The organism is Nonomuraea sp. B208 (assembly GCF_057536035.1).
Genome location: NZ_BAAJOU010000028.1, coordinates 115,460 through 138,885, shown reverse-complemented (window position 1 = coordinate 138,885; position 23,426 = coordinate 115,460). Strand labels below are relative to the sequence as shown.

The window sequence follows — 23,426 nt, the reverse complement described above, 5'->3', positions numbered from 1 at the left end:
CGGCGCTGGTCGACTCCCCGGCCCCTCCAGGCCGGGGAGCGCGTCAGGAGTCCTCAGCGCCGCCGAGGAACGGAGTGAGCCATTCCGGCGTCACCTCCGCCGGAAAAGCCACCCCCTGCCCCTCCGAGACGTCGATCGCCTCGTAGCCGCCCGTGCCGGCCCCCACCCCGGCGATCAGGGTGAGCACCCCTGCGCGCCGCTGGAACCAGGTCTGCCGCAGCCGCCACCCCACCACGGCCCGCCGTTCGATCACGGCCTGGGACCGGCGCAGCGACCCCGACCGTACGCTGAGCCGCGCCCCGTCGTAGCCGTGCCCCAGTGACGCGTACCGGTCGAGCCCCAAGGGGATGCCCGCGCCGGCGAGCAGCAGCGCGACCACGGCCACGATCCACCCCAGCGTGATCCCGGTGGCGACCGCCGCCATGGCGCTCAGCAGGGCCAGGACCGCCCAGGGGAAGATCGCGCGGAAGAGGCGGCGGTTGCGGGCCACGGGCGGGTGGGCGCGCAGGGCGGCGTCGTACGGCCCGACGGCCTCGCCGGTGACCGCGTACGCGACCGGCCGTGGCACGTCGGGGAGCAGCTGGCCGCGCGTCCGCGAGTCGCCGAGTCCGGTCACGATGGCCCAGGCGCGTACGACGCCCGCCCACCGCTCGGCCAGCCCGTCCACGATCTCGTAGCCGCGCACCCGTTCGGACTCCAGCGACACGCTCCGCCGGTTGACCAGCCCGCGCTCGGCCACCAGGTAGCCGTCGCGCCGCTTGAGCACGAAGTCCCAGTTGAAGACGGCGTACATGACCCCGCCGAGCACCGGCATCAGCAGGACGAGCAGCACCGCCACGGCCAGCAGCAGGTAGGGGCGCTCCCACAGCCACTCCCCCGCGTGCCAGGCCACGTCGCGGCCCACGCCCAGGTCGTCGCCCCACTGGAACGCCAGCCCGATCGCGCCGCCCGCGAACGCGAACGGCGTGAGCAGGTAGGCCCCGGACAGTGGACCGTACAGCAGCCACCGCTTCGGCACCCTGACGATCTCCCGCTCGGTCCGCCCGGCGACGGCGGGCGCGGGGACCACAGGGCCGGCAGGCGCGGGTTGTGCGGGCGCGGTGCGGCGCAGCAGGACGGTCTTGAGGCGTTCGGCCTCGGTGAGCGTCACCCCGTCGAGCCCGGCCTCCTCGTCCCCGCCGCTCGCCCCGGTGTCGATCTTGAGAACGGCCAGGCCCAGCAGCCGGTGCATGGGAGGCGTGGAGACGTCGACGCCGCGGATCCGCTCCAGCGGGATCGTACGGACCGACCGGCTGATGAGCGCGCGCTTGGTCTCCAGGCGGTCGCCCACGAGCTCGTACGTGAACGTCGCCCACCGGATGACCGCGAAGACCACCGTGCCGACGACGCCGAGGGCGGCCCAGATGTACGACCTGGGCGAGAACCCGCCCACGAACAGCACGCCCACCAGGGGGAGGAGAAGGGAGGGCAGCATCCGCACCGGGTCGATGAGCAGCACCTTCGGGCTCAACCGCAACGGCACGGAGACAGGCATCGGCGGCGGGTACGGCCCCTGAACCGGCGGCGCAACCGGATGACCACCGGGAGGCGGACCCGGCGGACCCTGCTCCCCCGGCCCGAACTCGCTCTGATGAGGACGGGGTTCGGTCATGTCGCGTCGTCCCTCAGCACCTCGGCCCGCCGCGCGAGCTGTTCCGCCAGCCCCGCCGCCACCCCGTACTCCAGCCCCTGGATCGTGGACGACCCGGCGTGCGACGCGGTGCGGATCTCCAGAGTGGCCAGCCCGAGCATCCGCTCGAACCAGCCCTGCCCCTTGTCGACGGTCTGGATGCGGCTCACGGGCACGAAGACCCACTCCCGGGTCAGGAACCCCGACCTGGCGTAGACGACGTCGCCTGAGAGCTCCCAGCGGTGCACGGCGTAGCGTACGAACGGCTCGGCCGCCAGGAACGGCAGCCCCAGCACCACGACCGCGACGGGCAGCAGCCAGGAGTGCTCGGAGAGCCAGTCGGGCAGCCACCCCCACCCGCCGACCAGCCGCGCCACCAGCAGCGAGCCTCCCAGCATGAGGACGAACGCCACCAGTGACTGGAGCAGCCACAGGCGTACGGCCTTGGGCGAGACGCGGTTGGCGGGGTCGCGTAGCGGGCCTTGAGAGGTCACAAGGCCAGCTTAGGACGGAAGGCGAGGCACGCCGCCGGGCCGGTAAAGATCGACGTTCCGCGCGGCGTGTCCGCCTGCCGGTCCGCGCCGCCGGTGCCATGCTCGATGGCGGCCCGGCCGCAGGCTGTCGTGCCTGGCCACGTCGGCGGCGCCACGTTCGTGCCAGCCAGGCCCAGGGCCAGCGCCAGGCCGCACCCGGAGCGCGATCGCCCCCACGCAACGTGGCAGCCGCCGTCCCCCGACCCTTCACCCGCCGTCCCCCTGCCCTTCACCCGCCGGCCGCCGGCCGCTCGCGGCCATGTCGCGATACCGGCAGGGGGTTGCGACCAGTGGGGCGGGTGTGGCGAACTTCACTACGCGGATCCCGCGATTCCGGCTGGTTTCGGTTCCTTTACCGGGCGCGGACCATCGAGAAACGGTCTGCGCATCGCCGAGAGCCGCGTAGCATCGTCCGGCATGGGGCTGTGTAACACGGCAACGCGTCTGCGACGCATCACCGTCACTGTGACGGCTGTGGCCGCCGCGTTCGCGCTGACGGGTTGCGGCAGTCTCATCGGCAGATCACAGGCCAAGGACATCGCGGAGATCAACGTCTCTAGCCCGGAGCTGCGCGACGGCAAACCGCTGCCGCGCGAATACTCCTGCCAGGGCGGTCAGGGCAGCCCCCCGCTGCGCTGGTCGAGTCAGCCGCTGTCGGAGGCCAAGTCGATCGCGATCGTGGTCGACTCGCACACCTCCTCGGACGCGGCCGTGCACTGGGTGCTCTACAACATCCCGGCGACCACGACCGAGCTGGGCCCCAACGCCGCCGAGGACCCGCCGGAGGGCAGCGGTCAGGCGAAGGTGACCAGCGGGAAAACGGGTTACGACCCCCCATGCAGGACCCCGGGGAGCTACCGCTTCACGGTCTACACGCTGAACGGCAAGGTCGATCCGGCAGCGGGGAGCACCCTCCCCGAGATTCTCAAGAGCATTGCGGACCAGACCATCGCCCGCGGCAGGCTGACGGCGGTCGACATCGAGTGATAGGGCGAACACCCCTGGTAATAGGGTGTACCAATTCTTCACGTAGGGTGTGACAACGCTCATAGTGGTCCGACACAATCAGATCCAATCGTTAGGCATTGGTGATCAAAGGGGGCAGATCGCGTCGATGGCCGCGCGATCTCACCGATGCCAGAGGGAGGCCATGGCTTTGAGGGTGGTGCAATGACAGCGGTCGTCGTGAGCTTGGTCGCTATCGTGCTCCTCGTGCTCGTCGTCGTGGCACTGGGCATGCGTTCGATGAGTCGGCGAGAGAGCTCGTTGCCTCCTGAACGGCTGAAGGAGATGGCCGAGAAGGAGGAGAAGACCCATGCGCGCTCCACGGACGAGTTCGCGTCCCACGAGCCGCGGATGGCGAACTTCAGCCCCGACTTCAGCCCCATAGACGCGCCCAAGCAGCCCAAGCCGGTCCGTACGGGCCAGCGGGGCAAACGCGGCGTGGACGAGTGGGGCAACCCCGTCAACGACGAGGACGACGAGGAGTTCTGGGCCAACATCCGCAGCGACGCCGAGCAGGGCGGCTTCGGCGCGGGCGGCACCGTGGCGGCCAGGAAGGCCGCCAGCCGCCCCGGCGAGCCCGCCTCCGAGCGTCCCGCCGAACGCCCCGGTGAGCGTCCCGCCGAGCGGCAGCCGCAGCGCGCCGCCGAGCGCCCCGCCCGCCAGGACCGCTCCACGGAACGTCCCAGCGAGCGGCGCGCCGAGCGCAAGGCCAAGCCGCGCCCCGTGGCCGCGAGCGTCGACCCCGACGCGACCACCATCCAGGCCCCTCTGCCGCAGCGCCCGGCCCCGGCCGCCGCTGCCGCCAACCTCGCCGACCTCGTCGAGCCCGGCCGGCGCACTCCCTCCCAGGCCGAGCTCGCCGAGCAGCGCACCGTGACCTTCGCCGCCCCGACGCCCGACGTGATGAGCATCCTCGGCGCGGGCGCGCAGCCGGTGCCCGCCGCCCGGCCCGAGCCGTCCCCGGCGCCCCGCTCCTCGCGCTCCTCCCGCTCCCGCTCCCGCGCCGCGGCGAGCCCCGCCGCCGCGAGCCCCGCCGCCGCGGCCCCTGCCGCGACCCCGGCCACCGCCGGTCCCGCCGCCACGAGCAGCGGCTCCTACCCGGCCATCTCCTCCAACAGCGCCACCTCCAGCGGCTCGTTCCCCGCCGCCACGCCCACCTCCAGCGGCTCGTTCCCGGCCGCCTCGCCCACCTCCAGCGGCTCGTTCCCGATCGCGCACCCGGCGCCCATCCACGGCGCGCCGACGAGCGACCCGTTCCCCGCCGCCTACACCGGCGCCCCGGCCGACGCCCTCGACACCACGTGGACGACGCCCGCGCCGACCTCGTCCGGCTCCTGGCCCGCGGGGCCGGTGGCCGACATCCTCGACGACGCGGCTCCGGCCGCCGCCTCCTACCCCGGCCCGGCGAGCTCCTGGCCGGCGTTCGAGCAGCCCGCGTCCCGCTCGTCCTACCCCGCCTCCTACGAGGTGCGTCCCGGCTGGGCGGTGGCCGACGACTCCGACCCGGTGACCGGGCCGACCCCCGCCGCGGGCACCCCGACGGTGCCGAACCGCGCGGTCTCGGCGTCCGGCTCCTACCCGGACGTGCTGTCGACCCCGACGCCGGCCTCGCCGCCGTCCGCGTACCCCGCGTACGAGACCGGCGACATCACCAGCCTGCCCGCCAGCGCCTGGCCCGAGCCGCCCGCCGCGGGCGGCGCACAGGTCCCGTGGCCCGGCTACGGCGCCCAGCCGCAGCCGGCCGCCCCTCAGGCGGCCCCCAACGCCGCCGACGCCACCCCCGGCGGACGCAGGCGCCGCGAGCAGGACTACCCGCACGACTACTACCGCTGAGACACCGGCCGGCATCCCGCTGAAGGACACACCTGTTGAGCGCCGCCCTCGCGCGGCGCATCTCACCGGGCCGCCGGCCGTCCTCATTACTCGGTAAAACCCACGCGAAGCGCAGCCAAAGCGCGGAAGCCCGCGGACTAGGGTTTGCTGCATGTTCCGCGACACGCAGGGTCGCCTGCTGAACACCCTCCGTCATGACGCGCCTGCCTCGCTGGTGGTCTTCCTCGTGGCGGTGCCCCTCTCCCTCGGCATCGCGCTGGCCTCGGGGGCCCCGCTCGCGTCCGGACTGATCGCCGCCGTGGTGGGCGGCGTGGTCGCGGGCGCGCTGGGCGGCTCGTCGGTGCAGGTGAGCGGGCCGGCGGCGGGACTGTCGCTGGTGGTCGTGGACCTGGTGCAGACGTACGGCTGGCGCGCCACCTGCATGATCACGCTGCTGGCCGGCGCGGTGCAGCTCGTGCTGGGCATGCTCAAGGCGGCCAGGGCGGCGCTCGCGGTCTCGCCGGCCGTCATCCACGGCATGCTGGCGGCGGTGGGCGTGATCATCGCCCTGTCCCAGCTCCACGTGGTGCTGGGCGGCTCGCCGCAGCAGTCGGCGGTGGCGAACCTGATCCAGCTTCCCGGCCAGCTCGCCGACGTGCACGGCCACAAGGTCATGGTGGGCCTGGTGACGATCGGGGTGCTCGCGCTGTGGACGCGGCTGCCCAGGCGGGTCAGGGCCGTCCCCGCGCCGCTGGCCGCGCTGCTCGCCGCGGCGGCGACGGCGTGGATGTTCGACTGGAACGTCACCCGCGTCGACCTGTCCGGCAGCGGCGTCGAGTGGGCGTTCCCCGTGCTGCCGCAGGGCGACTGGCACCTGGTGGTGGCCGCGGTGCTGCTGGTGGCGCTGCTGGCCGGCTGCGAGTCGCTGCTGTGCTGCGTGGCCGTGGACGGCCGGCACGGCGGCCGGCGCGCCGACCTCGACCAGGAGCTGACCGGGCAGGGCGTCGCCAACATGGTGTCGGGCGCGCTCGGCGGCCTGCCGGTGGCCGGGGTGATCGTGCGCAGCACCGCGAACGTGGTGGCGGGGGCGCGTACCCGCTGCTCGACCATCCTGCACGGGGTCTGGGTGCTGGTGTTCGCGCTCGGGTTCGGCTGGTCGATCGCGCTGATCCCGATGGAGGCGCTGGCGGCGCTGCTGGTGTTCATCGGCGTGCAGATGGTGAACCTCGGCCACATCAGGAAGGTGCACGGTCACGGCGAGGTCCCCGTGTACGTCGTGACCATGGTCACCGTGATCCTGCTGGGCCTGGCCGAGGGCGTACTGGCCGGGCTCGGGCTGGCCGCGCTGCTCGCGCTGCGCCGGCTGACCTGGGTGACGGTGCTCAAGCGCGACGGCAGGGACGGCCGGCTGCACGTGACGGTGTCGGGGTCGCTGACGTTCCTCGGGGTGCCGCGGCTGACCCGCGAGCTGCGGACGATCGCCTCGGGCACGCCGGTCGACCTCGACCTCAACATCGACTTCATGGACAACGCCGCGTTCGACGCGTTGCACTCCTGGCGGCTGGACCACGAGCGGACTGGCGGCACGGTCGACATCGACGAGCTGCACGACGAGTGGTACGCGCTGACGGCGAGCGGCGCACGGAGCCGCCCGACGAAGAAGTCGCTGCCGGTGGAGCCGGACCGCTGGTGGCTCCCGTGGGACCAGCGGCGCCGCGGCCCCGGCCGGCGCACCGTGGTCTCGAACGGCGGGTCCGTTCAGGTGGACTGCCAGCTCACGGCGGGGGCGCACGAGTACCACCGGCGCACGGCCCCGCTGGTGCGCCCGCTCTTCACCGAGCTGGCCCGCAGGCAGCAGCCGTCGCACCTGTTCATCACGTGCGCAGACTCCCGGATCGTGCCCAGCCTGATCACCGCGAGCGGCCCCGGCGACCTGTTCACCGTACGCAACATCGGCAACCTGGTGCCGCGCCGCGGCGCCGAGCCGCCCGACGACTCGGTGGTGGCCGCCATCGAGTACGCGACCCAGGTGCTGGGCGTGCACACGATCACCGTGTGCGGCCACTCGGGGTGCGGCGCGATGGCCGGGGTGCTGAGCGCGGGCGTACGGGCGGGCAGCCTGCCGGGGCTGCGGCGCTGGCTGCGGCACGGCCATCACAGCCTGGCCAGGTTCATCGAGACGGAGGGCGACCGGCTGCACGCCGGGGCGCTGGACGTGCTGTGCCGGGTCAACGTGCAGCAGCAGCTGGAGAACCTGCGGACGTACCGGAAGGTCGACGAGCAGGTCAGGGCCGGGAAGCTGGAGCTGGTGGGGTTGTTCTTCGACATCGCGACGGCCCGGGTGCACCTGGTGCCGCCGCTGCGGGCTACGCCCTCGGTGAAGATGTCCGATGGCGGGGTGCTCGCGGGCGAAGAATGGGGCGCATGAAGGTTCTTGTCATTGGTGGTTCGGGGTTCCTGGGGCGTGCCGTCGTGGAGGAGGCGCTGGCCCGGGGCCATGAGGTCACGACGTTCAACAGGGGGCGCAGCGGCGCCGACGTGCCCGGGGTGGAGGCCGTGCGCGGCGACCGCGAGTCGCCGGCCGACCTGGAGCGGCTGGCCGAGGGCCGCAAGTGGGACTACGTGGTCGACACCTCCGGCTATGTCCCCCGCGTGGTGGGCGCGTCGGCGCGGGCGCTGACCGGGCACGCGGGCACCTACGCGTTCATCTCGACGATCTCGGCGCTCGCCGGGTTCCCCGCCGAGCCCGCCGGCGACGACGCCGAGCTCTGGCCGTGCGCGCCCGACGCCGGCCCCGAGGACGGCAACTACGGCGTGCTGAAGGCGGGCTGCGAGCGGGCGGTCGAGCAGGGCTTCGACGGCGACGTGCTGATCGTGCAGCCGGGCATCATCCTGGGGCCGTACGAAGACGTCGCCCGGCTGCCGTGGTGGCTCACCAGGATCGCGCGCGGCGGCAAGGTGCTCGCGCCGGGCGAGCCGGACGAGCCGCTGCAGTTCGTGGACGCCCGCGACCTGGCGATCTTCACGCTCGACCAGGCCGAGCGCGGCGGCAACGGCCGGTTCGTGGTGACCGGGCCGGTGGGCCAGACCACCTACGGGGAGTGGCTGCAGGCGTGCAAGGACGCCACCGGGTCCGACGCCGAGTTCGTGTGGGTGGACAGCGAGTTCCTGATCGAGCAGGGCGCCGGGGCGTTCGTGGAGCTGCCGCTCTGGCCCGGCCCGCCGTCGCCCGAGAACACGCATTTCTGGACCGTCCCGACCGATCGGGCTCAGGCCGCGGGGCTGCGGATCCGCCCGGTGGCCGAGACCGTACGCGACACGTGGGCGTGGCTGCGGGAGATCCCGGAGCAGGAGCGCAACTTCGGCAAGAGGAGCACGCACGGCATCGCGCCGGAGAAGGAGGAGGCGATCCTCGCCGCCTGGGCGGCCCGTTCTGCGTAATCCTCCACAGACCGGGCGCGTCCGGCGGGCTAGTGTCCCGCTCGTGGAGCCGGTCCTCACTCCCAGGGGCCGGAGGGGCGGAGACCTGCGGCGTCTCCGCCCCTCGCACGCCTGGAATTTTTCCTCGGCCGGCATGTAGAGAACCCGCCCCCTGCTCCGACTCCTTCGTGAGAACCACCCCACCACGAAGGAGAATGCGAGATGAGCAAGGTCACCTGCGACATGGCGATGTCACTGGACGGCTTCACGGCCGGCCCGAACCAGAGCCTGCGCAACCCGTTCGGCGAGGGCGAGGACGGGCGGCTGACCCGCTGGATGGTCGACGAGCCGGAGGCGCACGCCGAGGTCATGGCGAGCATCACGGACGCGGGGGCGTTCATCATGGGCCGCAACATGTTCAGCCCCGGGCGTGGGGCATGGGACCTCGGCTGGACCGGCTGGTGGGGCGAGGAGCCTCCGTACCACGCGCCGGTCTTCGTCCTCACCCACCACCCGCGCGAGCCGCTGACGATGAAGGGCGGGACGACGTTCTTCTTCGTCACCGACGGCATCGAGGCGGCTCTGGAGCGGGCGAGGGAGGCGACGGGCGAGCGCTCGGTCGCCATCGCGGGCGGGGCGCACACGGTCAACCAGTATCTGGCGGCGGGGCTGATCGACGAGCTGCGCCTGCACATCGCGCCCGTCTTCCTGGGGCGGGGCGAACGGCTGCTCGCCGGGATGGAGAACCTCGACCTCGAACCCGTCGGCGAGCCGTGGGGCACCGCCCTCGTCACGCACCTGACGTACCGGCTGCCCCGCCGTGCCTGAACCCCCTGCCGGCTGCTCGACTCAGGGCCGCGGGCGCTCGGCGCCCTCTCGGTTGAAGGCGGCGCCCTCTCAGCTGCTGGTGGCGGCACCCTCCCCGCTGCTGGTGGCGGCACCCGCCCCGCTGCTGGTGGCGGCGCCCGCCCCGCGGCTGGAGGCGGCGCCCTCGCCGCTGCTGCTGGAGGCGGTGCCTCCTCCGCTGAAGTACGCCGCTACCACCCGCGTGTGCAGCGAGAACGCCAGCTCCCGCGGCCCGTCGATCAGCAGCCACTCCGACGTCTCCGCGGTCGCCACCACAGGCGGGAGCGCGTCGGCGGCCACCTGCGGCCCGACCCCGAACACCAGCAGCGTCCCGTCGGGCGCGCTGATCACGTCGAACAGCCGCACCTCCCCCGCGTCCACGACCATCCCGGTCTCCTCGCGCAGCTCCCGCACGGCCGCCTCCTGCCATGACTCCCCCAGGTCGATGAAGCCGCCCGGCAGCGCCAGCTCCCCGCGCCGCGGCTCGACGGCCCGCCGCACCACCAGCACCCGTCCGCCCTCCACCGGCAGCACCAGCACGGCGACGGGCAGCGGATTGAGATAACTGGTGTTCCCGCACGCGGCACAGGTGCGCGGCCACGGCTGCCCGCCCGCGAAAGCCGCGCCGCAGAAGGAGCAATGAGAGTTCCTGGTCGTCATCGGCCCAGCCGTTCCATGAGTTTCCCGGCGAACCGGTGCATGTGGGGATCAAGGTGCTCGCCGGGCTCGTCGAGCAGCCGCCGCGGCGCCACCCACCTGATCGCGGAGAACTCCCGCCGGTCGTAGGTGGTGACGGTGTCGACGTCGAGGACGTACCAGAGCGAGACGTCAGTGTGCGCCCCCTCGCCCCGTGTCCGCGCCGAGGTGGCGAAGAACGGCCGATCACCACTGACAGCACTCGGAACCGCCGCCGTGTGCAACTCCTCCTGGCACTCCCGGACGACGGTGTCCCAGGGATCCTCCTCCGGCTCCACATGCCCGCCGCTGGGCAACCACAGCCCGGCCTTCCGGTGCGCCACCAGCAGCAACTCCTCGTTCGGGTTGAGCGCCACGAAGTAGCTCACCAGGTGCGGATCGGGAACGTCGGGCTTCCTGGTCCGATACAGCGGCGCCCCGCCGGCGATCCAGGCCAGCGCGCCGGCCGCCTGCTCCTCCTCCGTCCGATCCCAGGGCGTGATCGCCTGGATCCGCTCCATGAGCCGGACCCGCGCGGACGCGGCACTCGAAGATCCCTCGGCGACCATGCAGAGCAATCTAGTGCTGTGACCGGAACTCGATCATCGGATTGGCGTGAATCGGGTCCGCCGTAGGCGTGACCGCGGCTGGCGGCGGAGGTGCACATGGCACTGTCAACGGACCACAAGCCGGCTTGGCGCCTCGATGCTGTCAGGAGCTGCTCGCGGTGCCAGGGATACCCAGGTGCCGGGCGAAAAATCGGATCGAGCTGTCGATTTCGAAGGACGGGACTCGAAAGTGGCTGCCGGGGTTGGCGTGCAGGGTCTTCTCGGCGGAGCCGAGTGCGTCGAACAGCTTCATGACCGAGTCCCGCGGATTGCCTTCGTCGTCCCACTGCAGCACGAACTCGACCGGGATCGTGATCCGCGCTGCGGTGTCGATGAGCCATTCGCTTCCGATGAGGCCGAGGACGGCAGCGGTGATCCGAGGTTCGGCCGCGACCAGGCGAATGCCCATCTCACCGGCCTGGGACAGGCCGTAGTACCCGACGGGCTGCTTGTCGCCGACGGAGTCCAGTTTCTGGAGCGCGTCCAGGGTGGCCTGCCAGTCGGGGATGAGCTGCGCCGCCACGGCTTCGTTGAGGGCGGGCCACTCCGGGCCGGACCAGAAGGGCTCGCCCGCGGCCTCTTGTTCCTGTATGAGCGCGACGAGCCGCCGGATCTGCGGGTGCTCCGGCCTGTCGCCGGTGCCGGGAGCGTCGATCGCGGCGACCGCGAAGCCACAGGAGGTGACGTAGGGGAAGGCCCGGGAAACGACCTCCCATCCCTTCTTGTGCTGGCCGCCGCCGTGCCCGATCAAGACCAGCGGACGGGGACCGGAGCCCTCGGCGGGCGTCCAAAGCACCCCAGGGATGTCTCCGACAGTGAAGAGTTGTTCGCGGATGCCGTCAGCGACGGTTTCTGAGGCGATGCGCATGACAGGATTACAGCGGCATTCCCGCTGACGCGGCGAGTCAATTTATCCGGACGGCAGGCCGGAGACCGTGGTGCCCGCCGGGTTGTTCACGTTCAACCGTACGGCCGTACCTACGGCAGGGGCAGCGGTTTGGCCTCAAGATGGAAACATGCTCGGAGAGCGCTTGCAGTCCTACCGGAAGCTGCGCGGCCTCAGCCAGCGCGAGCTGGCCGCACGGTCCGGCGTCGCCCTGTCCCTGATCCGGAAGGTAGAGCAAGGCGAACGCAAGAGCGTACGCATCGAGACCATTCGGGCCTGGGCCACAGCGCTGGACGTCACCACTACTGCGCTACTCGGCCCCGTGCCGGAGACCGAACAGCAGAGCGGGGACGGGGACCGCCTCGCGCCGCTACGGCAAGCGCTACAGGGCGCGGCCCCGGCCGACGTGGAAGACGTGCCGACCCCAGACGGCTTGCGGTCCGCCATCGCAAGCGCGGTACGGCTGTACCACGACGACGCATACGCCGAGCTGACCACGATCCTGCCCGTCCTGGTGAAGGAAGCACAAACCCTTGTAGAGCACGGCGGACCGGAAGCCCTGGCCATCCGCGCCAGGGTCCTGCAACTGGCCGGCTCCCTGGCTACCCAGACCCGAGTGTTCGACGTGGCCGAGTTCGCCCTGGAAGGCGCCGTAGCGGACGCGATCGAGACTGGCGACCGCATGGAGGCCGCGTCCGCCGTCATCACCTTGTGCTGGCTCCTCCTGCGCCAGCGCCGCCTTGATGAAGCACGTTCGCGCGCCGTCGACTGGGCGGACGAGATCGAGCCGCGCATGTCACGAGCGACCAGCACGGAACTCTCCGCCTGGGGATGGCTGCTGCTGCGCGGCAGTGCGGCAGCCATTCGAGACAACCGGCCGGACGAGGCGGACGACATGATGCGGCTGGCCCTGTCGGGCGCGGTTCGCATGGGACGGGAACACGGCTCGTACCACGAATACTTCACGACGTTCGGACCTGCCACGGTTCAGATGAAGCGGGTGGAGAACGCCATCATCGAGCATCAGCCAGAGCGGGCCCTACGGCTCGCACGCGAGGTACCTCCAGGGTTGAGACCCACCAGCGATAACCGAAACCGGCATTTTCTGGACGTGGCCAACGCTCATGTCATGCTACGCGAATATGACAAAGCCCTAGATATCCTGTCGCAGCTTGCACGCGAGGCGCCCACATGGCTGCCGAATCAGCGTTATGCCCAGGACACGCTCCGGACGATCGTCGGCCGCCGTCGCACGCTGACACCGGAAATGCGGAAATTGGCGGACGCGGTGGGTGTAGAGCCGTAGGCGTGTGGCACTTCACGGCGCGGCCCGCCGAAAGTGCCACAGACAGCTTGGCCTCGGTCTTTCTACCTTGTGGACATGCGCTCTCGAAACCCATCCGCACAGCTCGAAGGACTAGAACTAGGCGAGCCCGTCACAGAGGCGGAAGCCGACCGGCAGCGTGCCGCACTGGACGGCGTTTTGAAGCACCTGGCGAAAACAGTCGGCGTGCATGCTGAGCTGATTACCCGGATTGCTATCGACTGCGAAAGGCAACCTGAACCGAGCGCCGAGAAACGCCGCTATCCGCCAGCGCTGCTCGTCTACGCGGACGCCGGGCGGAGAGTCGCCACGGTAACCATCGGGGAGCGCTCCGGTAATTACCTGGTCGAGCTGGCGCGCATGGCGGCGCCGGTCGCAGACATACCCCGTGACTGGATCGCGGTCGTCCCCGCACACCTCCCCGATCAGGCAGCACTAGTGATCGCGCAGCACGCGGGGTGCACCGGTGAATGATGGCACAACCCGCACCCACGGGACCATCGAAGATCTGCAGGCCAAGCGCGGCGATCACTGGGAAATAGCGTCGCATTCTGCTGTCGGTGCAGCCAAATCGCAGAACAAGAGGTCCAGCATGCGCGTGGTCGTTCCCGCGATAGTCTGGTGTCCGGGCAACGCCATTGGACTCGAATACGGGATGATGGGAAGCGTTAAGGCCTTCTCGATCCACTACTACCTCAACCGATACACTCCCTCCCCTCGCCTCCATAAGGCGGCAGGTGTGCCGTACCCGGTTGAGGAATTTCGCTCGCCCGAGCAAGCTCGGCGGCGCGCGGAGGAGATCCGCGAAGATTGGCGTCAAGCTCTCGCCAGGCCGTACGACGGCCTGCGGAGACGGGCGCCATAGACACCTTGATAGAGATGCGAAGCTGCCGGCCCCTCTATCGGGACGTTAGGGCAGCCTCCGGTTGGAGAGGAAATGGTCCTTCCTGCACGTAGAAGCCGCCTGTCTTCTCGCGCCTTTCCGGTTGCCTCGCAATTACACGAAAAAGCTCCGAGACATGACTGAGTAGATGAGGGATTTCCAGCATCCCCGACCTACGTGCCCGAACCGGCCCACCCGGCACGGTAGAACCGACCGCCAGCACCCTGGGAAGGCTGCTCGCTCGCCTTGGACGGCGACGCCCTCACTACCCCACCTGCTCCAGCCAGCGGCGCGTCTCGGCGCGGCTGGTCAGGAACACCACCGGCTTGCCCGCGGCGAGTTCGCGGATCTTCGCCAGCACCTTGGGGCGCATGCGCCGACGGTAGGTGGCCACGTAGGTGATCACGCCCCAGTGGATACGGTTGTAGACGCCGGAGGTGTGCTGGCCGGCGCCGTGCCGGAGCTGGCGGGAGAGAATCCCCCACAGGGCGACCCGGGTAGGCACGTCCATCATCACCACGGTGTCGCACGCTTCCAGCCGGACGTGCAGCGAGGAGTCGTAGTTGCCGTCGATCACCCAGCGCGGTGCTGCGACCAGCTCCCGCTGGGCCGCCTCGAACTTCTCCGGCGGCAGCGGGTTCCACTCGTCGTCGTAAAAGACCGCGTCAAGGTGCGTGACCGGCGCATCGAGCAAACGGCCGAGTTCGCGAGCGACATAGGATTTGCCGCTTCCGCCGGACCCGACGACGGCGACCCGGTTCATCTCCACGGCGTTCCACCGTAGTAGAGAACGGGCCTGGTCGAAGCAGTGATAGTGAGATGCCAGGCCAGGTCCGGCTGAGCGCTAGCAGCACTGCCATAAAAAGCGGCCTTCCTCCTCGTCCGGGCTGAGGAAGCCGTAGCCGACCCCTGCATCGCCGAAGTTGACGTCGTTGCCCAGGGGCCCGACCGAGTCGATTTGGAACAGGAAGTCCCACGCGCCGCGGGGGTGTTCCTCGCCCTGCAGCCACGTCGGGAGTCCGCCGATGCGGCTGTGGTAGACGTCGTCGAGCTCGCCGGCGTTGGCGACATCGAGTTCGGCAGCGTATTCGCAGATGGCCGGACCGTGGACATCAGCACGCACCTCGACGAACGGCGGCACCCGGCCGGGCTGGACGATCAGCGCGTTCTCCCCCGCCTCGCTCTCGTAGGTGCAGTCGATGTCGTCGTAGGTCATGAACAGGTATGCCATCCGCGGCTCCGGGCCCGGGAGCCGGAACTGGCCGATGAACATCATCGGCCGCTCCAGGCGCCGCGAAAGCGGCCACTGGGGCTCGTTCACCCACACCGGCGCACCACCGAACTTGGTCACGTGCTCGCGGATCGGCTTCTCAGCGGGGGTGAGGAGAAGCCGGTACGGCGGGTTCTCGGTCGTCATGCCGGGCACCCTAACCATCGCGACCGACATCGTCCGGGCGTCACGGCCGCGGAGGGGTGGGAGTGACGAGTCGGCCTGTAGGCCGGGTTCTGTCCTTCGTGTGAAGGGGCGACCATCCATCTAGGGCCGTCGTTGCCGGCGGCCTCGAGCGGTCTACCCGCGCGGCTCGGGCGGGCAGCCCTCGAACGTCGCGCGCGGAACGCTTCGAGAAGCGTTCCTTCTTGACCTTGCTCCGGGTGGGGTTTACCTAGCCGCCCACGTCGCCGTGGGCGCTGGTGGTCTCTTACACCACCCTTTCACCCTTACCTCCCGGCGTGCGGGAGGCGGTTTGCTTTCTGTGGCACTGTCCCGCGGGTCACCCCGGGTCGGTGTTACCGACCACCCTGCCCTGTGGAGCCCGGACCTTCCTCGGCGGGCCCGCTGGGAGCCCGACGCGGTCGCCCGGCCGACTCGTCTGGTAAAGGCTATCAGTTTCAAGCCGTTCTCAACTCAGCCGCAAGATCGCTCCGATGGAATGGGCAGGTCATCGCCTGAGGGGGGCGATGCGCAGGCGGCCGTGCCGGGGCCTTGGCGGACCCCGGCACGGCCACAGCTCCACCGCAGCTCCGCCACAGCTCCGACGCAGCTCCGCGTGAGCGTGAGGTCAGCGCAGGTGGGCGGTGTCGTTGAAGGACTTCACGACGGCGGGGCCGTCGGCGTAGTACTCGATCAGGCTCAGGCAGGCCAGGTCGAGGTGCATGCGGTAGAGAGACTCCAGCGGGGCCATGAGTGCCAGGCGCAGGAGCATCTTGATGGGGGTGACGTGGGAGACGGCGAGGACGGTCTTGCCCTCGTACCGCTCCACCAGGCGTTCCCCCGCCGCCTGCACGCGGCGCGCGGCCACGGCGAAGCTTTCGCCGCCGGGCGGGGCGGCCTCCGGGTCGGCGAGCCAGGCGGTCAGCTCGGCGGGCCAGCGGCGCTGGACCTCCGTGAAGGTGTGTCCCTCCCACTCGCCGAAGTCGGCCTCCCTCAGCTCGTCGTCCACCTCGACGTCGAGGCCGGTGCGGGCGGCGACGGCGGCGGCGGTCTGGCGGGCGCGCTTCAGCGGGGAGGAGACGATCACGTCGGGCCGGTACGGCTCCCGCGACAGGCGTACGGCGGCGGCCTCCGCCTGGGACAGGCCGTTGGGCGTGAGCTCGGGGTCGCCGAGGCCGGAGAAGCGGCGTTCGAGGGAGAGCTCGGTCTCGCCGTGGCGGAGGAGGAGCAGGGATGTGGCGACGCGGGTGGGGGGACGCCACCCAGTGCCCGTCTCCACCTTCTTCCCGGCGGCCCGGGTGCGCTGCTGGGCGGCGGCCACGGAGGCGGTAGGCGCGGAGAGGTCCGACGAGCCTCGGGCTGGGGCGGAGATGCTGCTGACGTCCAAAAGATCGGTTTGCTCAGGCGAAGGCGAAGGCGAAGGGGGCAATCCCGGTTCGTCGCTGTCGCTTGTGCCGCCGGCCTTCCAGCGCAGCCCCTGGGCGGCGGCGTCCATGGCCTCGTTGGCCAGGCGGTCGGCGTGCTTGTTGCGTTCGCGCGGGATCCAGGTCCACTCCGTGACCCGCAGCCGCCGCACCAGCGCCCCCGCCTCGGAGGCGAGCGGCCGCAGCCCTTCGTTCTTGATCTTCCAGCGGCCGGCCATCTGCTCGACGACCAGCTTGGAGTCCATCCTGACGGCGACGGCCGCGCCCTCGCCGCCCACCCGCAGCACGGCCTGGAGCCCGGCGATGAGCCCGCGGTATTCGGCCACGTTGTTGGTGGTGACGCCGATCGCCTCGGCGGCCTCGGCGAGCACCTGGCCGCTCGCCGCGTCCTTGACGACCGCGCCGTAGCCGGCCGGGCCGGGGTTGCCGCGCGAGCCGCCGTCGGCCTCGATGACGTAGTGACTCACAGGCCGGACTCTGGGGTGCGGACGAGGATCCGCCGGCACTCCTCGCACCGGAGCACCTCGTCGTGGGGTGCGGCCTTGATGCGGTTCATCTCGGCGATGGACAGGGCGACCTTGCAGCCCTGGCAGCGCCCGTGGCGGAGCATGGCCGCGCCGACGCCGTACTGCTCCCTGAGCTTCTCGTAGAGCTTGAGCAGGTCGGCGGGGATCTCGGCGGCGACGCCGGTGCGGCGGCCCTGGACGTCGGCCGCCTCCTTGTCGATCTCCTTCAGCGCGGCGTCGCGGCGGTCCTCGGCGGCCGACCGCGCGGCGGCGGTCTCGTCGCGCTTGGCCACCAGGTCGCGCACCTTGCTGTCGGCGGCCTCGCGCCGCTCCATGATCTCCAGCACGACCTCCTCCAGGTCGCCCTGGCGCCTGTGCAGCGAGGCGATCTCGGACTGCAGGCTCGCCAGGTCGCGCGGGGAGGTCACGGCGCCGGAGTCGAGGCGCTTCTGGTCGCGGTCGGCGCGGGTGCGTACGGCGTCGACGTCGCTCTCGGCCTTGGCCTGCTCGCGGGCGAGGTCGCCGGCCTCGGTCTCGGCCTCGATGACCTGGGTGGCGAGCCTGGCGTACTGCTTGGAGCTCTCGTCGATCTCGGCCAGCTCGGGCAGGGTGCGGCGGCGATGGGCCAGCCGGTCCGCCACGGAGTCGAGCTCTGCCAGGTCGAGCAATCTCTTCTGGGCGTCAGGCGCAGCTTTCATGATCAATATCCTCTTGTCCAAGCATCGGTGACCGTGGCGGAGACACGCGTCTCAACGGTAACGCCACTGGCGTGCAGGATGGACGCCGCGCTCTCCAGCCACGGCCACTCGGTCGCCCAGTGCGCGGCGTCGATGAGCGCGGGCCCGCCCGACTCGACGAACTCGCTGGCCGGATGGTGGCGCAGGTCGGCGGTCAGGAACACGTCGACGCCGGCCTCGGCGGCGGTGCCGAGCAGGGAGTCGCCCGCTCCCCCGCTGACCGCGACCCGGCGCACCGGCCGGGAGAGCTCGCCCGCCACCCTGATGCCCCACGCCGTACGGGGCAGCCCCTCGGCCGCCCGCGCCGCGAACTCGCCCAGCGTCGTCGGCTCGGACAGCTCGCCGATGCGGCCGAGGCCGCGCCACGGGTCGTCGGGGAAGGGCCGCAGCGGCACCAGGTCGCCGGTCAGCCCGACGGCGCGGGCCAGCGCGTCGGAGACGCCGGGGTTGGCGACGTCGGCGTTGGTGTGGGCGGTGTAGAGGGCGACGCCGCGCCTGATCAGGGTGTGGATCAGCCGGCCCTTGGGCGTGGTGGCGGCCACGCTCGTGGTGCCGCGCAGGTAGAGGGGGTGGTGGACGACGATGAGGTCGGCGCCCCACTCCAGGGCCTCCTCGGCCACGGCCGCGACGGGGTCGACGGCGAGCAGCACCCGCCGCACCTCCTGATCGGGATCGCCGCACACCAGCCCCACGGCGTCCCACGACTCGGCCCGGGCGGGCGGGTAGGCCGCCTCGAGCACTCCGATCACGTCCGTCAACGTCACAGCAGCCACCTGCGAAGACTATCGGCCTCCGGGAGGGTCGCGGCGAAACGACGTTCGGCGTAATGTAAGTGGACACTGACAGGCGGAGGGTGGCATGGCACCAAGCGTCGCGATCATCGGAGCCGGCTTCGGCGGACTGTGCATGGCGATCCGGCTGGAAAGGGCCGGCATCCGCGCGTACACGATCTTCGAGAAGGCGGACGACCTCGGCGGGACCTGGCGCGACAACAGTTATCCGGGGGCGGGCTGCGACATCCCGTCCCACCTGTATTCCTACTCCTTCGAGAAGTACGCGAGCTGGACCCGTCGCTACCCGGACCAGCCGGAAATCCTCGGCTATCTGCAGCACTGCGCCGACAAATACGACGTACGGCGAAAAATCAGGTTCCGCAACGAGGTCAGGAGCGCGGCGTTCGACGGCCGTCAGTGGCAGATCACCGCCGCCGGACCGGACGGGGACGAACACACGGAGGCGTTCGACGTCATGGTGGTGAGCGTCGGCCAGCTCAACCGCCCCCACCTCCCCGACATCCCCGGAATGTCGGACTTCGCGGGCATCTCCTTCCACTCCGCCCGCTGGAACCACGACCACGACCTCACCGGCAGGCAGGTCGCGGTGATCGGCACCGGCTCGTCCGCGGCCCAGCTCATCCCGCCCGTCGCCGAGCGGGCCGCGCGGCTGCACGTCTTCCAGCGCACCCCCAACTGGGTGATCCCGAAGCCGGACGCCACGTTCGGCCCGCTGACCAAGCTCGCTCTCCACTACGTCCCCGGCCTGCAGCGGGCCTACCGCGAGTGGATCTACCGGTACGCCGAGGCCACCCTCTACCCCGCGCTGGCCCAGGGCTGGAGCACCGGCCTGCTGCGGAAGCGGGCGCTCGGCCACCTGTACGAGCAGGTGCCGGAGCCGGAGCTGCGCGCCAAGCTCATCCCCGACTACCCGCCCGGCTGCAAGCGCGTGGTCATCGACAGCCGCTTCTACCCCGCCCTCACCAGGGACAACGTGGACGTGATCACCGACAAGATCGTCCGCATCGGCCCGCGCGGCGTCGAGACCACCGAGGGGCTGCGCGAGGTCGACACGATCGTCTACGCGACCGGGTTCAGGAGCACGGAGTTCCTGACCCCGATGGAGATCACCGGCCGCTCCGGCCGCTCACTGAGCGAGCGGTGGGCGAACGGCGCGGAGGCCTATCTCGGCATCTCGGTGCCGGAGTTCCCCAACATGTTCCTGCTGTACGGCCCCAACACCAACCTCGGCCACAACTCGATCATCTTCATGCTCGAATGCCAGGTCGCCCACATCATGGCCTGCCTGCCCCGGCTGGCCGAGCAGGGCCCGATCGAGGTGCGCCCCGAGGTGATGGCGGCCTGGACCCGGCAGCTCGACGCCGCCATGGACCGCATGGTGTGGGGCGGCGGCTGCCAGAGCTGGTACAAAACGGCCCAAGGCCGCGTCACCAACAACTGGCCGGGCTCGACGCCGCTCTACCGCCGGCTCACCGGCAAGGCGCCGGGCGGCGCCTACCGGCCGGTCCCGGCACGGTAACGTCCGAGCATGACGCTTCACCCCTTGCACCAGCGCGCCGTCGTCGCCGACACGCACAACGACCTGCTGATGGCCGTCTCCGCCCGCCCGCCGCACGTGTGGTCGTCGTTCTTCCGCGAGCGCTGGCTGCCGCAGCTCGCGGCGGGCGGCGTCGACCTGCAGGTCCTGCCGGTCTTCATCGACGACCAGTACCGCCCCGAGGGCGCCTTGCGGCAGACCCTGCGGATGATCGAGTGCGCCCACGTGATCGCCGAGGGCAACGCCGACCGGGTCGCGCTCTGCCGCGACGCCCGCGAGATCGACGCGGCGCTGGAGTCGGGCAGGATCGCGCTGGTGCTGGCGCTGGAGAGCATGCCGGGCCTGGACGCCAGCGTCGAGCTGATCCCGACGATGCACCGGCTGGGCGTACGGGTGGCGTCCATCGCGCACTTCGGCCGCACTCCGCTGGCCGACGGCAGCGCCGAGGACGCCACCGGCAGCGGCCTGACCTCGCACGGCGTCGCCGTCCTCGCGGAGATGGAGCGGCTCGGCATCATCTTCGACGTCTCCCACCTCGGCGCCTCGGGCGTCGCGCACGTCCTGGAGCTGGCCACCAGGCCGGTCATGGCCACCCACTCCGCGGCCCGCGCGCTGCGCGACCACCACCGCAACCTCACCGACGAGCAGCTGCGCGGGGTGGCCGCGACCGGGGGCGTGATCTGCGTCAACTTCTTCGCCCCCTTCCTGGCCGAGGAGCCGGCCGGCTACACGCTCGACCGCCTGCTCGACCACATCGAGCACATCGCCGGGGTGGCCGGCGTCGACCACGTCGGCCTCGGCCCCGACTTCGTCAAGGAGGTCTACGACGACCTGCTGCCGCCGTTCTGCGAGGGCGAGAACGACCGCGGCGTGGACCCGAAGGCGACGGTCCCCGGGCTGGCAGGGCCGGAGGGCCTGCCGCTGGTCACCGAGGGGCTGCTCGCCCGCGGCCTGCCGGAGAAGGACGTCGAGAAGATCATCGGCGGCAACGTGCACCGGCTCTTCGGCGAACTGCTGAGCTGAGAACATGACACCCGCGAGCGAGCAGGCGGCGGCCAGGGCCGGCGTCGTGATCAGGGAGCTGTCGGAGATCGACGAGTTCCAGCAGGTCAACCGGCTGTTCGACGACATCTGGCATCCGGAACCGCGCAACGTGCCCGTCCCGCTGGAGCTGATGATCGGCTTCGCGCACGGCGGCGGCTACGTGGCGGGGGCCTATGACGGCGGCACGCTGGTCGGCGCGTCCGTCGGGTTCCTGGCGGCGGACCGTACGCTGCACTCGCACGTCACGGGCGCGGCGGCGGGCCGCGGCGTCGGCTACGCGCTGAAGCTCCACCAGCGCGACTGGTGCAGGAAGCGCGGGCTGCGGCGGATCACCTGGACCTTCGACCCGCTGGTCCGCCGCAACGCCCGCTTCAACCTGGTCAAGCTGGGCGCCCGCCCGGAGGAGTACCTGGAGGACTTCTACGGGACGATGGCGGACGCGATCAACGAGGGCGACGCCTCCGACCGGCTGCTCGCGGTGTGGCCGGTGGACCAGGACCGCCGGGCGGCGGCGGCGGACGGACCCGCCGTGGACGAGCCGCCGCGCGCGCTCCTGGCCTGCGAGGACGGCCGTCCGGTCTTCCACCTCGCGGGCGGCGAGGTCGTGCTGGTCGGCACCCCGCCCGACGTCGAGGAGCTGCGCCGCACCGACCCCGGCACGGCCGCGGAGTGGCGCGCGGCGGTGCGCACGGCGCTCGGCGGGCTCATGGGCGCGGGCGGCGAGGTCATCGGGTTCACCGATCGGGGCGAGTACGAAGTGTGGGTTCACTGACCACTTCACCCCCGTTGGCGGTCTTTGTAAGGTGATCGGTGAGGCACGCCGAGCAAGGAGATCCGCATGGCGGAGTTCACCCCCACCGTTCCTGCGCGAGTCCTACCCCCCGTCACCGTCCGCGACCTGCCCGAACCACCCCGATCCACCTGGCGCGTCATCGGCCCCGGCCTGGTGGGCGCGGGCGTCGGCCTGGCGTCGGGCGAGTTCATCCTCTGGCCGTACATCGCCTCCCAAGTCGGATTGATCTTCGTCTGGGGCGCGGCGATCGGCATCATCACGCAGTGGTTCCTCAACATGGAGATCGAGCGCTACACGCTGGCCACCGGCGAGACCGCGCTCACCGGCTTCAGCCGCATGTGGCGGCACTGGGGCCTGGTCTTCGTCCTCATGACGCTCTGCTCCAACCTGTGGCCGGGCTGGGTGACCAGCTCGGCGACCATGGTCACGTACCTCACCGGGACGGGCGCGGGCAGCGTCCGGTGGATCGCGATCGGCATGCTGCTGGTGATCGCGCTCGGCCTGACCCTGGCACCGGTGATCTACACGCTGCTCGAACGGGTGATCTTCCTCAAGATCGCCCTGGTCGTGACGCTGATCGTGGTCGCGGTGCTGTTCGCCATCACCGCCGAGAGCTGGGTCGAGCTGGGCAAGGGCATGACCGTGAACGCCGGGTTCCCGGTGCCCGAGCTGGAGTTCGCGGTGCTCATGGGCGCCATCGCGTACGCGGGCGCCGGCGGCGGCCAGAACCTGTGCCAGAGCAACTGGATCCGCGACAAGGGCTTCGGCATGGGCCTGTACGTCCCCCGCCTGGTCAGCCCGGTCACCGGCCAGGAGGAGGCGGCGCCCACGACGGGCTACCAGTTCGCCCCGACCGAGGGCAACCTGGCCCGCTGGCGGCGGTGGTGGCGCTTCGCCAACGTCGAGCAGGCGTGGACGTTCGCCCTGGTGTCGTTCGTGACGATCGCCCTGATGTCGATGCTGGCGTACTCGACCGTCTTCGGCCGGGAGGGGCTGCAGAACAGCATCGGCTTCCTGGAGGTGGAGGGCCGGGCGCTGCAGGAGGCCGTCGGCGCGTGGTTCGGCGTGCTGTTCTGGGTGATCGGCGCGCTGGCGCTGTTCGCCTCGGCGATGGGCATCGTCGACTACACCTCGCGGCTCGCCTCCGACACGATCAAGACCGTCTACCTGCGTGACCGGCCGGTGTCGGTCAACCGGGTCTACTTCCTGACCGTGTGGGCGCTGGTGCTGGTCGGCGTCGCGATCCTGCTGCTGGGCTTCGACCAGCCGCTGATCCTGCTGGTGTTCTCGGCGAGCTTCGCGGCCGTGATGATGTTCGTGTACTCGATCCTGCTGATCGTGCTCAACCGGCGGGCCCTGCCCAGGGAGATCAGGGTGCGGTCGTACCGGCTGGGGGCGCTGGTCTGGTCGGTCGCGTTCTTCGGCACGCTGACCGTGCTGACCGTCGTGCAGCAGGCGCAGAAGCTGTTCTGAACAAGGAACGGTTCCTTCCGCGAGA

General features: G+C 71.0%; 21 protein-coding genes and 1 other RNA gene. 11 read left to right on the top strand and 11 right to left on the bottom strand.

Translation table 11 applies throughout. From position 1 onward, the window contains the following. Positions 1-43 precede the first annotated feature (43 nt). Positions 44-1,534, bottom strand: a complete 1,491-nt coding sequence (locus AC27IY_RS36930; RefSeq protein WP_487180875.1) for a PH domain-containing protein — start codon at positions 1,532-1,534, stop codon at positions 44-46. A gap of 113 nt (positions 1,535-1,647) precedes the next feature. Further along, positions 1,648-2,163 (bottom strand): PH domain-containing protein, encoded by a 516-nt coding sequence (locus AC27IY_RS36925; protein WP_329573770.1) that lies wholly within the window; start codon positions 2,161-2,163, stop codon positions 1,648-1,650. A 504-nt stretch (positions 2,164-2,667) separates the two neighbouring features. On the opposite strand from AC27IY_RS36925, the gene AC27IY_RS36920 reads away from it, so the two are divergent. From AC27IY_RS36920 to AC27IY_RS36900, 5 genes are all read left to right on the top strand, one after another. Further along, the gene (locus AC27IY_RS36920; RefSeq protein WP_344212425.1) at positions 2,668-3,189 is read left to right on the top strand and encodes a YbhB/YbcL family Raf kinase inhibitor-like protein; all 522 of its coding nucleotides are present in this window, start codon (positions 2,668-2,670) and stop codon (positions 3,187-3,189) included. Between the two features lie 198 nt (positions 3,190-3,387). After that, the gene (locus tag AC27IY_RS36915) at positions 3,388-5,040 is read left to right on the top strand and encodes a DNA polymerase III subunit gamma/tau domain-containing protein (RefSeq protein ID WP_487180874.1); all 1,653 of its coding nucleotides are present in this window, start codon (positions 3,388-3,390) and stop codon (positions 5,038-5,040) included. A 151-nt stretch (positions 5,041-5,191) separates the two neighbouring features. After that, a complete protein-coding gene (locus tag AC27IY_RS36910) occupies positions 5,192-7,447 on the top strand; it encodes a SulP family inorganic anion transporter (RefSeq protein ID WP_423476738.1) in 2,256 nt (751 codons plus the stop codon). Then, complete coding sequence (locus AC27IY_RS36905; protein WP_344212431.1) at positions 7,444-8,460, top strand: NAD-dependent epimerase/dehydratase family protein; 1,017 nt, start codon at positions 7,444-7,446, stop codon at positions 8,458-8,460. The genes AC27IY_RS36910 and AC27IY_RS36905 overlap by 4 nt, the downstream gene beginning before the upstream one ends. A 201-nt stretch (positions 8,461-8,661) precedes the next feature. Further along, entirely contained in the window at positions 8,662-9,267 is a 606-nt protein-coding gene (locus AC27IY_RS36900) for a dihydrofolate reductase family protein (RefSeq protein WP_487180873.1), read from the top strand. A 69-nt stretch (positions 9,268-9,336) separates the two neighbouring features. Here AC27IY_RS36900 and AC27IY_RS36895 read toward each other — a convergent pair whose 3' ends face one another. The 3 genes from AC27IY_RS36895 to AC27IY_RS36885 all read right to left on the bottom strand — a co-directional run bounded on the left by AC27IY_RS36895 (position 9,337) and on the right by AC27IY_RS36885 (position 11,436). Further along, a complete protein-coding gene (locus tag AC27IY_RS36895) occupies positions 9,337-9,945 on the bottom strand; it encodes an NUDIX domain-containing protein (RefSeq protein ID WP_487180872.1) in 609 nt (202 codons plus the stop codon). Then, positions 9,942-10,529: an NUDIX domain-containing protein gene (locus AC27IY_RS36890; RefSeq protein WP_487180871.1), complete on the bottom strand. Its 588-nt coding sequence runs from the start codon at positions 10,527-10,529 to the stop codon at positions 9,942-9,944. Before AC27IY_RS36890 ends, AC27IY_RS36895 begins: the two co-directional genes overlap by 4 nt. 142 nt (positions 10,530-10,671) lie before the next feature. Beyond that, positions 10,672-11,436 (bottom strand): dienelactone hydrolase family protein, encoded by a 765-nt coding sequence (locus AC27IY_RS36885; protein WP_487180870.1) that lies wholly within the window; start codon positions 11,434-11,436, stop codon positions 10,672-10,674. A gap of 148 nt (positions 11,437-11,584) precedes the next feature. Here AC27IY_RS36885 and AC27IY_RS36880 point away from each other — a divergent pair, with 148 nt between their 5' ends. Both AC27IY_RS36880 and AC27IY_RS36875 read left to right on the top strand, forming a co-directional pair. Next, complete coding sequence (locus AC27IY_RS36880) at positions 11,585-12,760, top strand: helix-turn-helix domain-containing protein (protein ID WP_487180868.1); 1,176 nt, start codon at positions 11,585-11,587, stop codon at positions 12,758-12,760. A 75-nt stretch (positions 12,761-12,835) separates the two neighbouring features. Then, positions 12,836-13,252, top strand: a complete 417-nt coding sequence (locus tag AC27IY_RS36875) for a hypothetical protein (protein ID WP_423476745.1) — start codon at positions 12,836-12,838, stop codon at positions 13,250-13,252. A 674-nt stretch (positions 13,253-13,926) separates the two neighbouring features. On the opposite strand, the gene AC27IY_RS36870 is transcribed toward AC27IY_RS36875, so the two are convergent. From AC27IY_RS36870 to AC27IY_RS36845, 6 genes are all read right to left on the bottom strand, one after another. Next, on the bottom strand, positions 13,927-14,424 hold the full coding sequence (locus tag AC27IY_RS36870) for a P-loop NTPase family protein (RefSeq protein WP_487181219.1): 498 nt from the start codon (positions 14,422-14,424) through the stop codon (positions 13,927-13,929). Positions 14,425-14,505: 81 nt separating this feature from the next. After that, positions 14,506-15,078, bottom strand: coding sequence for a YwqG family protein (locus AC27IY_RS36865; protein ID WP_487180867.1), 573 nt, complete (start codon positions 15,076-15,078; stop codon positions 14,506-14,508). 62 nt (positions 15,079-15,140) lie between these two features. Then, positions 15,141-15,531, bottom strand: an RNA gene (gene rnpB, locus AC27IY_RS36860) — RNase P RNA component class A. Between the two features lie 190 nt (positions 15,532-15,721). Next, a complete protein-coding gene (locus tag AC27IY_RS36855) occupies positions 15,722-16,984 on the bottom strand; it encodes a bifunctional RNase H/acid phosphatase (protein WP_487180866.1) in 1,263 nt (420 codons plus the stop codon). Beyond that, positions 16,981-17,721: a zinc ribbon domain-containing protein gene (locus tag AC27IY_RS36850; protein WP_487180865.1), complete on the bottom strand. Its 741-nt coding sequence runs from the start codon at positions 17,719-17,721 to the stop codon at positions 16,981-16,983. The genes AC27IY_RS36855 and AC27IY_RS36850 overlap by 4 nt, the downstream gene beginning before the upstream one ends. Positions 17,722-17,723: 2 nt before the next feature. Then, positions 17,724-18,524, bottom strand: a complete 801-nt coding sequence (locus AC27IY_RS36845) for a Nif3-like dinuclear metal center hexameric protein (protein ID WP_364444143.1) — start codon at positions 18,522-18,524, stop codon at positions 17,724-17,726. A gap of 94 nt (positions 18,525-18,618) precedes the next feature. On the opposite strand from AC27IY_RS36845, the gene AC27IY_RS36840 reads away from it, so the two are divergent. The 4 genes from AC27IY_RS36840 to AC27IY_RS36825 all read left to right on the top strand — a co-directional run bounded on the left by AC27IY_RS36840 (position 18,619) and on the right by AC27IY_RS36825 (position 23,401). After that, the gene (locus AC27IY_RS36840) at positions 18,619-20,073 is read left to right on the top strand and encodes a flavin-containing monooxygenase (protein WP_487180864.1); all 1,455 of its coding nucleotides are present in this window, start codon (positions 18,619-18,621) and stop codon (positions 20,071-20,073) included. A gap of 9 nt (positions 20,074-20,082) precedes the next feature. Continuing rightward, entirely contained in the window at positions 20,083-21,114 is a 1,032-nt protein-coding gene (locus AC27IY_RS36835; RefSeq protein ID WP_487180863.1) for a dipeptidase, read from the top strand. 4 nt (positions 21,115-21,118) lie between these two features. Beyond that, a complete protein-coding gene (locus tag AC27IY_RS36830) occupies positions 21,119-21,907 on the top strand; it encodes a GNAT family N-acetyltransferase (RefSeq protein ID WP_487180862.1) in 789 nt (262 codons plus the stop codon). Positions 21,908-21,973: 66 nt separating this feature from the next. Further along, positions 21,974-23,401: an Nramp family divalent metal transporter gene (locus tag AC27IY_RS36825; protein WP_487180861.1), complete on the top strand. Its 1,428-nt coding sequence runs from the start codon at positions 21,974-21,976 to the stop codon at positions 23,399-23,401. The last annotated feature ends 25 nt before the right edge of the window (positions 23,402-23,426 follow it).